Source organism: Shewanella sp. SW1 (assembly GCF_025653545.1).
GTDB classification, from domain to species: domain Bacteria; phylum Pseudomonadota; class Gammaproteobacteria; order Enterobacterales; family Shewanellaceae; genus Shewanella; species Shewanella oncorhynchi.
Genome location: NZ_JAKKSG010000005.1, coordinates 121,857 through 137,615, shown reverse-complemented (window position 1 = coordinate 137,615; position 15,759 = coordinate 121,857). Strand labels below are relative to the sequence as shown.

Here is a 15,759-nt window from a genome sequence, read left to right as displayed (position 1 = left end):
TTAGCGTCTTTGTAACCTAGGGAGTTAATTCGCCTAAACATTGTTACAAAATTGAAAGGGATAAGTCACACCTTATATAGCCAACCTAAGAAAAAAGCATTAGCATTTGAACACTTATCGCCTGAGTCCCTTATCCATGAAAGCTATTCAAGCAAAAGATCCTAAAGCACTCTTGCTGTGGATGACCTTTGTTATGTCGCTCGTGTTTGCCGTTTGGCAGGCATTGCTCAACAACTTCGTGATTGAGAAAGCCCAATTCACTGGTGCTGAAATCGGCATGTTACAAAGCCTGCGCGAAATCCCCGGCTTCTTGGCTTTTACGGCAATTTTTGTGCTGCTGCTCATTCGAGAACAAGCCTTCGCCCTGCTCTCGCTCGCCATTTTATGTATCGGCGTAGCGGTAACAGGTTTCTTTCCTCAGGTCATAGGCCTGTATCTAACGACTGTGTTGATGTCTGTCGGGTTTCACTATTTTGAAACCATCAACCAATCGCTAACGCTGCAATGGGTCGATAAAAAAGACGCGGCTGGATTTATGGGGAAAGCACTGGCGTGGCGTTCGGCGGCCGCTTTAGTCGGTTATGCCAGCATTTGGCTAGTAATGACTTGGTTGAAGCTGGACTACCTGCATATGTATTTGATTATAGGCGTATTAGGTCTCATCATTGTGCTAACCATAACATGGTATTACCCCAAGTTTGAGACAACGGAAATACAACACAAAAAAATCATACTGCGTAAACGCTATTGGCTCTATTACCTGCTCACCTTTTTTTCAGGTGCGAGGCGGCAAATCTTTATGGTATTTGCGGGCTTTATGATGGTTGAGAAGTTTGGTTATAGCGTCAGTGAAATCACTGCGCTGTTCTTAATCAACTATGCCGTTAATCTACTGTTTGCGCCTGCTATTGGTCGTTTGATTGGACGTATTGGTGAGCGTAATGCGCTTACTGTGGAATATATTGGACTCATCTTAGTCTTTATCAGCTATGCCCTAGTCGAACAAGCCCATATGGCGGCAGCACTCTACGTCATCGATCATTTACTGTTTGCGATGGCAATTGCGATGAAAACCTATTTTCAAAAAATCGCCGACAGCAAAGACATTGCCGCCACTATGTCAGTCAGTTTCACCATAAACCACATAGCGGCTGTGATTATTCCTGTACTTTTGGGCTTATTATGGTTAACCGATCCCGCCTTTGTATTTTACATAGGGGCGGGCTTTGCCGTATGTTCGTTACTGCTAGCGCTGAATGTTCCGCGCCATCCTGAACCGGGTAATGAAACCTTATGGTCTTGGCCAACTAAAAGTGCGAAATCAATCGCTAAAGTCGTTAAATAAAACGGCATAATAACGAACCAAAGAATTGGCTTAACGAGATGCTCAAACTAAAGAGATGATCATCTAAAGTAAGCTACAACCGAATGTAAGAGTTCACTAAACCCTCACCTCAACCACAGTGCAGGCTCAAGGATTAATAACGCGATGAAGGATTCAGATATTTTACTGTTGGCAGAAGAAGGCGAGTCAGCATCCGAGGTATCCGCTCGCAAAAAAGCCCTGCTACTCGGTCGCCAATTAGGGCTCGCCAGTGAGCAAGAATATCGCCCTGCGAACGCCTCAATAGCCGAGCGAGCTCAACATAGAGCACGCAAGTTATCGAGCGAATATCAGGCCAATGTGGAAACCATTTTTGCCTTAGCCCTCAGTTATACCCACTCAGATGTCACTGGGGTCGATCTTGATCCCGATTGGAGCCATCAATTTTTCTTGATGGCGGAACAAATCCATAACCGTAAGATGCAAGATTTGTGGGCTCGGATATTGTCGAGCGAGATAGTCAATCCGGGAAACTTCAGTCTACGTACCCTAGCGCTGCTCAAGCAACTGACTCACAGGGAAGCACAAATTCTTGAAAAAGCCCTTGGCATGGCGGCGAAAGTAAATAACGAGCAGCGCCTAAAACTCATCAGTGGCTACCGCTTGTCAGGTGGGATTGGCCAGTATTTCCGTAAAACCACCTCAGTCAATTTAGGCCTATCCCAGTTTGGGCTACCTTATTCCAGTATTTTGACCTTAGTCGATGCGGGAATACTGCACAGCAGCGAGTTCGAAACCGGCTTACTCAACAATAAAACACCGATTCAATTTGCCCTGCAAGGCATACAAATGAAGCTCACGCCTAAGAGCGGCAATCTGCTTTTTAGCTATTATCGCTTAACGCCGATTGGTGATGAACTGGCCCAACTCGTGCAACCTAAGCCGGATCAAGAATACCTCAAGGCCCTGCAACTCTTGTTCGCTAAGGATTTTAAGATCGAGTAGCGACTTAATCGCTTATATTATTGACTAATAAAATATTTGCTTGAATAAACTCCATCTGTCGCAAATACTCTATGTATAAAAAATGCTCGTTTTATTTGCTGAGTGAATAAGGATGCGAATGGCATCTCAAGGATGGAGAGAATGATTAGTCAAGAACAAGATGTCTTTTTTTTAGACGAACAACCGTCACCACAACACCTCGAAAATCAAAAAACAGTCAAAATACTCACGGTGGACGATGACTCAAACTTCCAACGTTCGACCGCCTTCGCGTTATCAACCCTCAAAGTATTAGATTGTAAAATTGAGCTGGCCCAAGCCTTTAGCTATGCAGAAGCCTGCCAAGTGTTAACGAAGGAAAATGATTTTGCGATCGCCTTAGTCGATGTGGTGATGGAAACCGAAGATGCTGGGCTGCGGTTAGTCCGTGCCATTCGGGAAGTGCTCGGTAACGAAAAAATCCGCATTATACTGCTTACAGGTCAGCCCGGTATGGCCCCTATTTTCGATGTAATGCGGGATTACGATATCAACGACTATTGGACTAAATCCGAGTTATCGGCCGATAGACTGCAAACTATTCTCACGACTAACCTGCGCTCATATCAACAAATTAGCAGTATTGCCAATGCTAAGCGTGGTTTGCAACTGATTGCCGAGTCCAGCGGCGCGCTCTACACCTCACGCAATATCAAAGAACTCTCAGGCAAGATGCTGCGACAATTATCCCAGCTATTAAACCTGCCCCATGGTGGCATTGTGTGCGTGAAATCAATGGGGGAATTAACTGAACAGGGTATTTCCCACCAAATCATTGCCGCATCGGGCGAGTTTGAACCTTATTTTGGCTATGCTTTACAGCAGCTTGAGCAGCAACATATCCGTGCACAACTTGAACTTTGCCTGAGCCGCAGGGAATCCCGTATCGAAAATGACTTTACTTGCCTCTTCTTCCCCGACGAACTCGCAGGCGCCGATTACTCCGTTTATTTAGCCACAGGCAGACCACTGGATATCACGGAAACTGAAATGATCCGTGTGTTTAGCATGAATATTTGTGGCGGCCTGCATAGCGTGTCGCTCATGAGCCAACTAGATAAGATTGCTTTTGAAGATCCGCTCGTCAAAATCCCTAATCTCAACGTGTTGCTCCGCACCTTAGAAGGCGTGCTGGCGGAAGATATTCGCGAAAAATTTAATTTATTGATTATTGATATTGATAAGTTTTCCGACTTTAATCGTGTATTTGGTTCGCCCCAAGGTAACGAGATGCTCAAACACGTCGCCTGTTGTTTGCGCGAACACTTTGATGCTTGTGTGTTAGTCGCTCGCCTCAAGGATGATAAATTTGCCGTGCTCGGCCCTAAAACCTTAGTCACCGCTGACATTATTAGTCGACTGTTTATTCAACCCTATCAACAGGGAAAATCGAAGATCACGGTCAATATCAGCACTGTCACACTGCCACTAGAGTTAGCCGATGGCACTGCGGTTGATGCCATAACACAAGTCAACATGGCCCTGAAAACCGCCAAAAAATTAGGTATTAGACAACATGTGACTTACCAACAAGCCAATGACGATAATGTGGCCTATCACTTCGAACTCTTACAATCGCTACAACACAGTATTACCTGTAATGACATCCATATTGCACTGCAACCGCAAGTCTGTATTAAAACGGGTGAAGTCGTCGGGGTTGAAGCGCTGGCTCGCTGGACCTTGCCAAATGATCAAAATGTGCCGCCGTTGGATTTTATCCCCATTGCCGAAGCGACAGGTTTGATCACCCAACTCGGTGAGCAACTATTCGTGCAATCTTGCCAAGCACTCTGCGCACTCAATGAGGCGGGTTATACCAATTTGTGTATGGGAGTGAACTTATCGGCCATGCAGTTCGAGCAGGAAAACATCGTTGATATTTTAAAGCAGCACATTGCCGACGCTAACATGCCTCCAGGTCAGATAGAAGTCGAAGTCACTGAATCGATTGCGATGCAAAATTTCGAAACCATCCGCAAGCAGTTAAATGACTTACGCTCGATAGATATTAGAGTCGCGATTGACGATTTTGGTACCGGATTTTCCTCATTAGCCTATCTCAGCAAACTGACCTTCGACCGCATTAAGATTGATAAATCCTTTATCGACAATGTCACCTCAGATGATGGCGCCGCTGCGATAGTCGATAGCATTATCTTGTTAGGACAGCGCTTCCACATGAATGTGATTGCCGAAGGCGTCGAGACTAAAGAGCAAGCGAAATGGCTAAGCGACCGCGGCTGTCACGATGCCCAAGGCTACTTTTATGCTAAGCCAATGCCACTACCGGAGTTATTAATTTGGCTTAAAAACTACCAAAAAACACCACTATGACAGCGCCATTGCAATTGACTCAGCCTACCTTCTGGGGCTACTGGCTCAGATTCATGCTGCCGTGGTTATTGTTGGTGCCCATACTCACCACTTTGCTTTATCAAAAGCGCCATGAAGATGCCATGGTGCCCTTATACCAAGAGGCGAACACCCTTTTAGGTGATGCCGCTAAAACCATTGCCTACCATATTGGTAATATTAAGCGCGACGCCCTATTTCTTGCTAAATATCAAACACTCCTCGATGCGGCGGCGGGAAATGAGCAAGATCTCACTCAGGTCGAACATTTCTTCGAAAGCTTTAGTGCCGCATCACAAAACTACGATCAGGTACGTTGGCTCGATAATAACGCCCTAGAAAAAGTCAGAGTCAATCTTGTCCAGAATCTCCCACACATAGTTGCTAAACCATTATTGCAATTGAAGGCTAAGCGATATTACGCCATCCAGAGTTTAAGCTTAGCCCCTAATAGTTTTTACTTTTCGCCCTTAGATTTGAATGTCGAAAAGGGAGAAATAGAAAACCCAATCAAGCCCGTATTAAGAGTCACCACTCCCGTGTTTTTACCTTCGGGCGAGCGCCAAGGCTTTATTGTCCTCAATTTCCTCGCCCAATCCATGTTAGACGCCATTGCCAAAATTACGGCTAACAACAATGTCGAGCTTTCACTGCTGAATAAAGAGGGTTACTGGCTACTCTCATCCAATCCAGAACTCACCTGGGCATTTATGTTTAATCGCCCGGAATTAACCTTAGCTAAGCTCAATCCCGATGCTTGGCAACAGATTACCCAAGATAGCGAAGGTGCCTTTATCACCCCCGAAGGGCTCTGGGATTATGAAAATGTACAAGATGCGACCAACACTTCTGACCAAGATTGGAAACTCGTGATACGGGTTCCCAATGATCAACTATCAAAGATTAATCAACGCAGCCTGCTGGAAGCGCTCAGTCTTGGGATTTTATTGCTGTTACTCGGCGGTGGGATCTGTTGGCGCGCTGCAAAGTCCATGCGAGAACGGGACAAATTGAATCAAGAGTTAACCGAGCAACAGCAAAAACTCACCCAATCCAATGCCGCGTTAGCCGAATCGTTACAGCACTTACACGACACTCAGCAACAACTCATCGAGACGGGAAAACTCTCATCCTTAGGCATGATGGTGGCGGGCGTCGCCCATGAACTCAATACCCCTGTCGGCGCTGCACAGGTCACGTTATCGAGCATGAAAAATGAATGCACTAAGCTACAAAACGCCTTCGAATCGGGTCTTAAGCGATCTGATGTCGATACTTACTTTATTCACTTCCATGAAGGCGCGGAGATAGTGCAAGCCAATTTAAGCAGAGCCGCAACCTTAGTCAGTAGCTTCAAACGCTTAGCCGTGGATAGAACAAGGGAAGAACGCCGTAGTTTTAAGCTCACAAGTCTCGTTCAGGACATGCTACATACCTCATGGCTACGGATGAAGAAGCAATCCCATGAGCTCGAAATCGACATTGATGCCAATATCGAAATGAACAGCTACCCAGGCGCACTCGGACAATCCCTTGAAAACTTCGTCACTAATGCGATAACCCATGCTTTCGAAGGAAGGGGAAATGGCCAGATAAAAATCTCGGCAAAGATGATAGAAGATCAAATAGTCGAAATCACAGTCTCAGACAATGGCATAGGGATGAGCGCGGAAACGATGAAACAAATCTTCGACCCCTTCTTTACCACTCGCAGGGGAAATGGCGGAACTGGGCTGGGGTTACACTTAACTTATCAACTCGTCAGCCAACTTCTTGGCGGGAAAATTACGGTCAGCAGTATGTTAGGTAAAGGCAGCGTTTTTAGTCTAACAATCCCAGTAACAGCCCCAGAAGCCGCCGAGCTGAACCTGAATTAACCGCTTATACGCAACGGCGATAGATGGCCAGTATGCTGGCCGAATATGATGCTAAAACTTGATGTCTAACCATGATGCTTGAACTATTCTGTTTGAACGCGGCGCTTAAACCATATTGCTTGAATATCAGCATTAAACATAGCGGACGCATTGTGCCCAAAACAAAACAGGAGCCCAAGGCTCCTGTTTTTTATGACCATTCAATCACTTGCTAAGGCATGATTTAATATGGCTAGGCATAACTAGTCATAACACTAGGCGAGCGCTTTAGCCTTATCGGCATTGATAACATTGATTGCCGTTAGATAATCGATTAAGGCGCGCACTTGAGTCGCTAAATCGCCTTTGCTGGTATCTATGGTTAATTCGGCCGCTACTGGCGCTTCATAGGGTGATGAAATACCAGTGAAATTACTGATTTCACCACTGCGTGCTTTCACATATAACCCCTTAGGATCACGCTGCTCGCACACACTTAATGGCGTCGACACGTGCACTTCAATGAACTGACTGGCAGGGAAACGGGCACGAATGCTATCGCGCTCCTCACGGGTCGGGGAGATAAAGGCTGATAACACCACAAGCCCCGCATCGACCATCAATTTAGCCACTTCGCCCACACGACGCAGGTTCTCATCACGGTCTTCAACCGTAAACCCTAAATCTTTACACAGGCCATGGCGCACATTATCACCATCGAGCAAATAAGTGTGGAATCCCGCCTCAAATAACGCCCGCTCTAATGCACCCGCCAGTGTTGACTTGCCCGCGCCAGAAAGTCCGGTAAACCAAAGTAGTACTGGGTTTTGGCCTTTCTGCTCGGCTCTGGCGGCTTGGTCTACAGGATGTTGATGCCACACGATATTTGTCATAAAAACTCCTCAATCCCCATGTTGACTAACCGCTAACATAAGGGCAATAAACTCAAGCTAATCACTAAAATGGAAAGATGATCGGCACCATAAATATCACTATCAGGGAATACAGCACAGATAACGGCAATCCAAGGCGGACAAAGTCACTGAAGCGATAATTACCCGCATTAAATACCATCAAATTGGTCTGATAGCCGTAGGGTGAAATAAAGCTCGCGCTGGCACCAAAGACAACGGCCATAATAAAGGGCCTTGCATCGACACCGTAATTAAGCGCAATCGCGTAAGCGATAGGGAACGCCAGCGCCGCCGCTGCGTTATTGGTCACCAGTTCAGTCAGCAATAAGGTCATTAAATACACGCCGACAAAAGCGCCAAATACCCCATAACCGTTAATAACTGAGAGTAATCCTTGGGCTAAACTGTTCGCAAGGCCTGTACTCATCATCAAGTTGGCAAGCCCTAATGCACTCCCCACGATCACCACTAATTCCAATGGGAAACGGCGTTTAAGCTCAGCCAGCGTGACTGCGCCTATGGCAAAATAACTGAGCAGCAATATCACTAAACCCTTAGCCAAGGGTAATATGCCAGTGACACTCAGGATGATCGTTGCCGCAAAGCCCAGCAATACCCAACGACCACGACGACTGTCTAGACGCACATTCAAATCTAAACCGCTAATCGCCGCAAACTCTGAACTCAGCTTTGCGCTATTGCTAAAACCATCGCCGGGCGTCAATAACAACACATCACCGGGTTGCAGAATAATGTCACCGAGTCCGCCCTTCAGCGGATGATTTCCGCGGCGAATGGCCATCACAGCCGCATCAAATTGCTCACGAAAACGTGATGCTTTCAACGAACTGCCCACTAAACTGGATGACGGTGCAAGTACGGCTTCAACTAAATTTTGTCCCTTGGCTTGATGCTTACCAAACCAATCTAAACCATCGAATTGGTGCAATAACTCAACCGATTCCACCGCGCCACTAAAGCGCAGCACGTCGTCCGCTTGCAACACTAACTGGGGCGGCACAGGGCAAATACAAATGCCGCTGCGCTCTAACTCAACTAGATATAACTTTTTCAGCGCCCTAAGTTTATTATCCACCACACTGCGACCGACCAAGGACGAACCTTTCGCCACATGGGCTTCGAGCAAATATGGCAGCGCTTCTTCACCTGATTCTTCCCGTCTGTCGGGCAGAATGTTCGCCAGCAAGGTCAGTAACAAGATGCCCGCGACGACGATCACCACTGCAACTGGCGTAAACTCGAAGAAGCCTAAGGCGGGTAAGCCGGCGTTTTCTACAAAGGAGTTCACAATCAAGTTGGTCGAGGTACCAATCAGGGTCAGTGTGCCACCTAAAATTGCCGCATAATTTAACGGCAATAATAACTTAGCTGGCGCGTGTGCTTGATTGCGGCGCACAACACCAATCAGTGATGCCACAACTGCAGTGTTATTGGTAAATGACGACAGTAAAGCCGTCGAAAAACCGAGCTTTGCCATTGTCATAGGCAAAGAACTATTGCCTATAACTTGACTTAACTTTCCCAGCAGGGACGTTTTTTCTAATGCTGTCGCGGCCAACACCAACAGGACCAGCGTGACTAAGCCAATATTGGTAAAGCTTGTTAATGCGGTATCGAGCGCAACCATGCCAAGCAAATAACAGAGCAAAAATGCAAATAAAAACAATACCGCTGGATTGATACGGCCGCTAATTAAGCCAGCCACAAGCCCTATCAAAATAATCGCTAATAGCCACAAGTCACTCACAAATTAAGCTCCAAGCTTAGTGATATCTATCGCTTGCCAATGGGGGAAGTGTTTACGCACTAAGGCATTAAACTCGACTTCAAAGGCACTAAATTGTGATGCTGTTTGCTTGTTAACATGTTGACCCGACACCACCATCACTGCGGCAACCGTCGCATTACTCAGGCGGTCGATTAAGATCATTCCGCCCGTATCACGCACTAACGAATATGCATCAAACACTATGTCTTCGGTCAATTCTAAGGTCACACGCGCAATCGCGTTTAGCCCAAGCGTATCTGTCGCACTGCGCGCTAAGGTGTTAACGTCAACCACATAATCGATAGCAGTCACAGAAGCTTGCGTCTTCTTACCGGCCACTTTGATGTCGTATAACTGACCGAGTTGTAATGGCTTTTCATCCATCCACACGATATCAGCACTGATCACGTTAGCGACGGCAGGTGCAGAATCCGGTCTTGCCAGTAAATCGCCACGGGAAATATCAATTTCATCTTCCAGCGTGATCGTCACAGCTTGGCCAGCAACCGCTTCTTGTATGTCACCATCGAAGGTCACAATACGTTCAACCTTGCTGCGTTTGCCCGATGGCAAAGCGACTAACTCGTCACCAACATTGATAATACCAGAGGCTAAAGTGCCTGCAAAACCGCGAAAATCTAAGTGAGGACGCGACACATATTGCACAGGAAAACGCACTGGCAATGAGCTGAGTTCACGTTGAGTATCAATGGTTTCTAGCAGTTCAAGCAGTGTACCGCCTTGATACCAGTCGCTTTGAGTGCTGCGCTCAACCACGTTGTCACCATTAAGCGCCGATAACGGCACAAAGTGGATATCGAGGTTGCCGAAATCTTTAACGAAATCCGTAAAATCGGCACGAATACGGTTGAATACTTGCTCGTCAAACACAAGCAAATCCATCTTATTCACGGCCACAACAAAGTGACGAATACCCAGTAATGACGCGATAAACGCATGACGCTTAGTCTGAGTCTGCACGCCGTAGCGGGCATCGACTAAAATCACCGCTAAATCACAGGTCGATGCACCCGTTGCCATGTTGCGAGTGTACTGCTCATGCCCTGGCGTATCGGCGATGATGAACTTGCGCTTATCACTTGAAAAATAACGATAAGCCACATCGATAGTGATGCCCTGCTCGCGCTCGGCTTGCAGACCATCCACCAGCAAGGCTAAGTCAATGGCTTCACCTGTGGTGCCCATCTTAGCGCTGTCGCTCTTTAGGCTCGCTAATTGATCTTCATAGATCTGGGCGCTGTCGTGTAACAGACGGCCGATTAAGGTACTTTTACCATCGTCAACACTGCCACAGGTTAAAAAACGCAGTAAGCCTTTGTGTTGCTGCAGGGCTAGATATTCTTTCACACCATGGAGGGTAATTTCTGCCGCCATGAGATTGGTTTTATTGACCGCTTTGTCCATCTTATTCTCACTCTTGATCTGCTTGGCTGAAGGTCGCGCTTTACTTGCGCCACTTTCGCGAAATAGGGTTAACCCTGTAGAGATTAGAAGTAGCCTTGACGCTTCTTCTGCTCCATAGAGGCACTTTGATCTGAGTCGATCAATCGGCCCTGACGTTCGCTCGAACGGGTTAACAGCATTTCTTCAATAATCTTTTCTAGACTGTCGGCCTCAGAATACATGGCGGCCGTGAGTGGGTAGCAACCTAAGGTTCTAAAACGCACCACTGCTTCTTTAATCTGCTCGCCCTCGGCTAACTTCATCCGCTCGTCATCGGCCATGATTAACTGACCACCGCGCTCAACCACTTTACGTTTAGCAGCAAAGTACAAAGGCACTAACTCAATGTTTTCTTGATAAATATATTGCCAAATATCCAGCTCAGTCCAGTTAGATAATGGAAACACGCGAATACTTTCGCCCTTGTTCACTGCGCCGTTATAGGTGCGCCATAATTCTGGACGTTGATTTTTAGGGTCCCATCTGTGGTGACGGTCGCGGAAGGAATACACGCGCTCTTTGGCGCGGGATTTTTCTTCATCGCGGCGAGCCCCACCGAAAGCCGCATCGAAACCATATTGGTTAAGTGCTTGCTTTAAACCTTGGGTTTTCATGATGTCAGTGTGTTTCGCACTGCCATGGTCGAAGGGGTTAATTCCCTGCGCCAACCCTTCTGGGTTAATGTGCGTCAGTAACTCGAAGCCAAATTTCTTTGCCTGCGCATCACGGAACGCGATCATCTCTTTGAATTTCCACCCAGTGTCGACATGCAGTAGCGGGAATGGGATCTTGCCTGGATAAAAGGCTTTACGCGCTAAGTGCAACATAACGGAAGAATCTTTCCCGATGGAATACAACATCACAGGATTATCGAATTCGGCTGCAACTTCACGAATGATCTGGATGCTCTCAGCTTCCAGTTGTTGTAAGTGGCTTAGTTCACGCCCGGCCATACTATTCTCCGTTACCTTAAATTCGCCGTGTTACCACAGCATGGATTAGCTTAATTTGTTTAACTGCTTAATAGCTTTAACTGTTTGCGGCTTAGCTTATCGACGCGACGGCCGAGACTCTAACCGATTGAGTCTGTTCATCGCTGACCTGAGTCGATTCAATCGCTTCAGGTTTGAACCAATGCAAGGTGTCACTCAGCGTGACGACTTCACCTATGATCATCAAAGCTGGCATTTGTAATTCTGGATCGGCGGCAAGCTGTTCAAGCTCACCTAAACGGCCGATAAAACGACGTTGCTCTTTGGTGGTTGCCTTTGACACTATCGCCACGGGTGTTTCAGGGCTTCGGCCCGCATCGACTAAACCTTGGCGAATAATGCCTGCGTTCAGAATCCCCATATACACGACTAAGGTATTGTTAGGATTAGCATAACCTTGCCAATCCATAGGGCGACTCTCTAACTGACAATGACCAGTGATAAAAGTGACGCCTTGGGCATGGTCTCTGTGGGTTAGGGGAATTCCCGCATAGGCTGACGTGCCACTGGCAGCGGTAATGCCGGGAACGACTTCAAACTCAACCCCAGCTTCGACTAAAGTTTGTAACTCTTCGCCCCCGCGGCCGAAAATAAAAGGATCGCCACCTTTAAGGCGCACCACATTTTTACGGGTGTAGGCTTTAGTGACGAGTAACTGATTAATCTCGTCCTGTGCGGCGCTATGCTTGCCCGCACGTTTACCTACGGCAATCTTCTCAGCGTCTTTGGGAATAAGATCGAGGATATCTTGGCTGACTAAAGCGTCGTATAGCACTGCATCAGCGGTTTTAAGGATGCGCCATGCCTTTAACGTCAATAACTCAACGTCGCCGGGACCGGCACCCACCAGCCAGACTTTGCTTTTGGCCGCTTGGCCAGGTAAAGAGAAAATTTCCATCAGAATCCCCAAGATCACTTTAGTCTGTAGAAATATAGCGCGTCTTATATTCCATAATAAATAGATAATTATTAGTTTTTATATCATTTAGATATAAAAGAATGAGTGACCACTCACTTAAAGTGGGGAAAACCTTGGGTTTCAAAATCAAAAATGCCCTAAATCCAGGTTAACCTATTGAAATAAAAATGACTTAATAAGATTAAGCGAATTGCATCAAAATAATTTCTGTCCGCTAAGTGCATGATTTTGGCACTATGTTATTGCCAAAAATTCTACCTAAACATGTCTCTATGGGACTAAAAATGGCTGACTACAAGATTTGTCATTAAGTGACACAGGATTTTTCCATAACCATAAATTCACTTTCTAATGTTAAGCTGGAAATAACTATCTTTGTTGAGTACGACTGACAAATAAATAAACACATCAAGGAGGGCAGATGAAACCACTTTACTCAGGTATTGCATTGGCAGGGCTATTAGCCTGTACGGACATAAATGCCGAAGAATCATTAGTCAAAGGAAGAGTAAAAGATGAACTTGCCACGGCGGATCTACCTTTTGTGATTACGCCACATAAAGTGAATTACCTTTTACCAGTCACCTACAGCCCAGATCCCAACATGGCACCTTTCACCGAAGATGCAATACTCAACCCCTATTCTTTAGATGAGTTTGAGGCTAAGTTCCAAATCAGTTTTAAATTTCCTATTTGGTACAATGTGTTTGGTGATAATGGCCATTTATTTTTTGCTTACACCAATCAATCCTATTGGCAGGTTTATAACAAAGACACTTCATCGCCTTTTAGGGAAACCAATCACGAGCCTGAAGTCTTTATGCTGTTTAATAACGATTGGAAAATTGGCAGTGTGACCAATTCCTTTTGGGGGTTTGGTGCCGTACATCAATCGAATGGTAAAGCAGGGCCACTTTCCCGCAGTTGGAATCGCCTCTATGCCACTATGATTTTTGATGCAGGCCCACTCGCCTTCTCCACCAAAGTGTGGTGGCGTATTCCTGAAGATGAAAAGACAGATCCATATAAAGCCAGCGGCGACGATAACCCTAATATTGATGACTATATAGGTAAAGCAGAGTTTATTGGCGTTTATGGTATCGATGAACATAGATTCACTTTAACCGTTAAAACGAATCTAGAAGATATCGACAGAGGCTCAGCAGAACTGACTTGGAGTCATCCTATCGTCGGCAACTTACGCTTTTATACTCAATACTTTAATGGTTATGGCGAAAGCCTAATCGATTACAACTATCACAATCAACGTATTGGTATCGGAATTTCACTCAACGATATTCTTTAAGAAAGATATACCCACTTGATCCCGCTATTTAAGATTGTTTGGGTATATAAAGTGACTAAGTACAAAAATCGACCATAATTTGCTGCTAATCTACCAAACCTGCTGCTAAATTGCTCAGATGGACCTGAGTTTATGGCTCAGCGGGACGATTTACATTGATCCGAATGGCATTTAAGCCGATAGTCGCACACCTTTTTGTGCCCTGAAGCAGCGCCTTAACATCATGGAGGAATATGAGTTTTAGCTACCGCAGCATAGTCATGCTACTCAGTGTCATTATTTTCGCGAGCTTACTTAAGCTCGCGTTTTTCGCTGTGCCAAAAGATAGCACTGCACCAGTGCTGAATGCACAAGAGGTACGCCAAGATCTCTATGCCTTATTGGATCAAATCGAGCAACACTCAGCGTTTTATGCCTTAGCGGCCGACAAAGCCAACCCGCAGCTTAAATTTATGGCTAGCCTTATTGTTGAACAGTATCAAGATATTACTCCCAATGATCGCTTTGCTGCTGAAGTCACTAAATTACTCAATACCCTCAAAGATCCAGGCGCTCAAGTGCATAACTTCGATGATCAAAGCGTCGATCTCCCGTTAACGCTAAGGCCAGTCAACGACCAATGGTTAGCCTTGGATAACGGTAATAATCCAGTCAACAACGACTTCCCCTTTATCACTCATATTGATGGTTTACCTATGAGCAAATGGGTAGCGGCCAGCCAAGCCTACTTACCTGAGCCGGCAAAACAGAGTCAAGAAATGCAGTTACCTTGGCTGAAAAAACTTAACCTACTGCGCGAAGACTTAGGACTCAGCATAAAGCCCTATGTGGTCATTACGCTAATTAATGATGATCTGCAAAGCCAGCAGGTGACTCTCGCCCTGCAAAGCCATAAACCGCAAGTTCAATTAGCAACTATCAGTGAAAAAGACGAGACTCAAGATATTAATGTGCTCGAATTTATTAACCAATTATCTCAATTTGAGCGCACCGAATTTCAAGACATGCCAAATCAATTAGAGACGGTCAACAATACGACGGTCAAACTTAAGATCAGCGATCTCTACGCCTTTGAATTAGATAAAGAACAACAGCAAGAACTGCTCAAAGGCATGACACATCCCTTACTAATCATTGATTTACGTGATACCAGTGGCTTTAGTCCGAAATTATTGACTATGCTGTCGCGATATCAAGATGCGGATTTAAATAACACTTTAACACCTAACGTGATGGGATTTGCGCACTATCGCCGCTCACCAGAGCTGAGAAATGATTATCTACAGCCGCTCAATTTTATGCCTCTGGATGCGTTAGAGTACAGTCCTCCTAGGCTCAAATCTCTCACCCGTAACTTACCCTCTGTCGATAAAGAGAAATTCAGCCCTTGGTATGTTCGCACTAAGCCTGCGGTGGCTCCTGAAGGGCGAAATCGCTTAGCGCTACTCGTGAGTCCCCATTGTCGCCAAGAATGCGAGTGGATTGCCTATCGTACTAAATCTTGGTCTAGGGCAAATTTGATTGGTGAAAAAACCTCAGGCGACTTTGCACGTCAGTATCATTTCAAACTGCCAAACAGTGGATTAAACATAAGATTCAGCAGTTCGTTAACCTATGATGCACAGGGGAGACTCCTGTCCGGTATCGGGACTGAACCGGATATTTTGCTCCCTCAGAACAGTGATATTCAATGGCAAGGGCTCGTTAGTTTAATGCGCTCCGCCAAGCCCAAAGCGCAACTTGTTCTGCCAGCACAGCACACTAAGTTGGCTCAAGCTAAGCTAAATTAAGCCAAA

General features: G+C 45.9%; 11 protein-coding genes. 6 read left to right on the top strand and 5 right to left on the bottom strand.

The window, feature by feature from the left end; genetic code table 11:
- Positions 1 to 136: 136 nt before the first annotated feature.
- The 4 genes from L5M71_RS06270 (at position 137) to L5M71_RS06255 (ending at position 6,600) form a co-directional block, all read left to right on the top strand.
- The gene (locus L5M71_RS06270; protein ID WP_113939002.1) at positions 137 to 1,345 is read left to right on the top strand and encodes an MFS transporter; all 1,209 of its coding nucleotides are present in this window, start codon (positions 137 to 139) and stop codon (positions 1,343 to 1,345) included.
- Between the two features lie 144 nt (positions 1,346 to 1,489).
- On the top strand, positions 1,490 to 2,329 hold the full coding sequence (locus L5M71_RS06265) for a TIGR03899 family protein (protein ID WP_028761753.1): 840 nt from the start codon (positions 1,490 to 1,492) through the stop codon (positions 2,327 to 2,329).
- 141 nt (positions 2,330 to 2,470) lie between these two features.
- Positions 2,471 to 4,705, top strand: a complete 2,235-nt coding sequence (locus L5M71_RS06260; protein WP_263207238.1) for an EAL domain-containing protein — start codon at positions 2,471 to 2,473, stop codon at positions 4,703 to 4,705.
- Positions 4,702 to 6,600 carry a sensor histidine kinase gene (locus L5M71_RS06255; RefSeq protein WP_263207236.1) on the top strand — a complete coding sequence of 633 codons (1,899 nt, stop codon included), beginning with the start codon at positions 4,702 to 4,704 and terminating at the stop codon, positions 6,598 to 6,600. Before L5M71_RS06260 ends, L5M71_RS06255 begins: the two co-directional genes overlap by 4 nt.
- A gap of 254 nt (positions 6,601 to 6,854) precedes the next feature.
- Here the strand turns inward: L5M71_RS06255 and cysC are convergent, their stop codons facing one another.
- The 5 genes from cysC to cobA all read right to left on the bottom strand — a co-directional run bounded on the left by cysC (position 6,855) and on the right by cobA (position 12,636).
- Positions 6,855 to 7,472 carry an adenylyl-sulfate kinase gene (gene cysC, locus L5M71_RS06250; RefSeq protein WP_263207234.1) on the bottom strand — a complete coding sequence of 206 codons (618 nt, stop codon included), beginning with the start codon at positions 7,470 to 7,472 and terminating at the stop codon, positions 6,855 to 6,857.
- 64 nt (positions 7,473 to 7,536) lie between these two features.
- Entirely contained in the window at positions 7,537 to 9,261 is a 1,725-nt protein-coding gene (locus L5M71_RS06245; RefSeq protein ID WP_173242986.1) for an SLC13 family permease, read from the bottom strand.
- Between the two features lie 3 nt (positions 9,262 to 9,264).
- Positions 9,265 to 10,707: a sulfate adenylyltransferase subunit CysN gene (gene cysN / locus L5M71_RS06240; protein ID WP_263207232.1), complete on the bottom strand. Its 1,443-nt coding sequence runs from the start codon at positions 10,705 to 10,707 to the stop codon at positions 9,265 to 9,267.
- Between the two features lie 83 nt (positions 10,708 to 10,790).
- Complete coding sequence (cysD, locus tag L5M71_RS06235; RefSeq protein WP_028761749.1) at positions 10,791 to 11,699, bottom strand: sulfate adenylyltransferase subunit CysD; 909 nt, start codon at positions 11,697 to 11,699, stop codon at positions 10,791 to 10,793.
- 91 nt (positions 11,700 to 11,790) lie between these two features.
- A complete protein-coding gene (gene cobA / locus L5M71_RS06230; RefSeq protein ID WP_263207230.1) occupies positions 11,791 to 12,636 on the bottom strand; it encodes a uroporphyrinogen-III C-methyltransferase in 846 nt (281 codons plus the stop codon).
- A 442-nt stretch (positions 12,637 to 13,078) separates the two neighbouring features.
- On the opposite strand from cobA, the gene L5M71_RS06225 reads away from it, so the two are divergent.
- On the top strand, positions 13,079 to 13,963 hold the full coding sequence (locus L5M71_RS06225) for a phospholipase A (RefSeq protein ID WP_113939007.1): 885 nt from the start codon (positions 13,079 to 13,081) through the stop codon (positions 13,961 to 13,963).
- 233 nt (positions 13,964 to 14,196) lie between these two features.
- A complete protein-coding gene (locus L5M71_RS06220; RefSeq protein ID WP_263207228.1) occupies positions 14,197 to 15,753 on the top strand; it encodes a S41 family peptidase in 1,557 nt (518 codons plus the stop codon).
- Positions 15,754 to 15,759 lie beyond the last annotated feature (6 nt).

Coding starts and splice junctions, on each gene's coding strand:
- L5M71_RS06270 (WP_113939002.1), top strand. CDS start 137: ATGAAAGCTATTCAAGCAAAAGATCCTAAAGCACTCTTGCTGTGGATG.
- L5M71_RS06265 (WP_028761753.1), top strand. CDS start 1,490: ATGAAGGATTCAGATATTTTACTGTTGGCAGAAGAAGGCGAGTCAGCA.
- L5M71_RS06260 (WP_263207238.1), top strand. CDS start 2,471: ATGATTAGTCAAGAACAAGATGTCTTTTTTTTAGACGAACAACCGTCA.
- L5M71_RS06255 (WP_263207236.1), top strand. CDS start 4,702: ATGACAGCGCCATTGCAATTGACTCAGCCTACCTTCTGGGGCTACTGG.
- cysC (WP_263207234.1), bottom strand. CDS start 7,472: ATGACAAATATCGTGTGGCATCAACATCCTGTAGACCAAGCCGCCAGA.
- cysN (WP_263207232.1), bottom strand. CDS start 10,707: ATGGACAAAGCGGTCAATAAAACCAATCTCATGGCGGCAGAAATTACC.
- cysD (WP_028761749.1), bottom strand. CDS start 11,699: ATGGCCGGGCGTGAACTAAGCCACTTACAACAACTGGAAGCTGAGAGC.
- cobA (WP_263207230.1), bottom strand. CDS start 12,636: ATGGAAATTTTCTCTTTACCTGGCCAAGCGGCCAAAAGCAAAGTCTGG.
- L5M71_RS06225 (WP_113939007.1), top strand. CDS start 13,079: ATGAAACCACTTTACTCAGGTATTGCATTGGCAGGGCTATTAGCCTGT.
- L5M71_RS06220 (WP_263207228.1), top strand. CDS start 14,197: ATGAGTTTTAGCTACCGCAGCATAGTCATGCTACTCAGTGTCATTATT.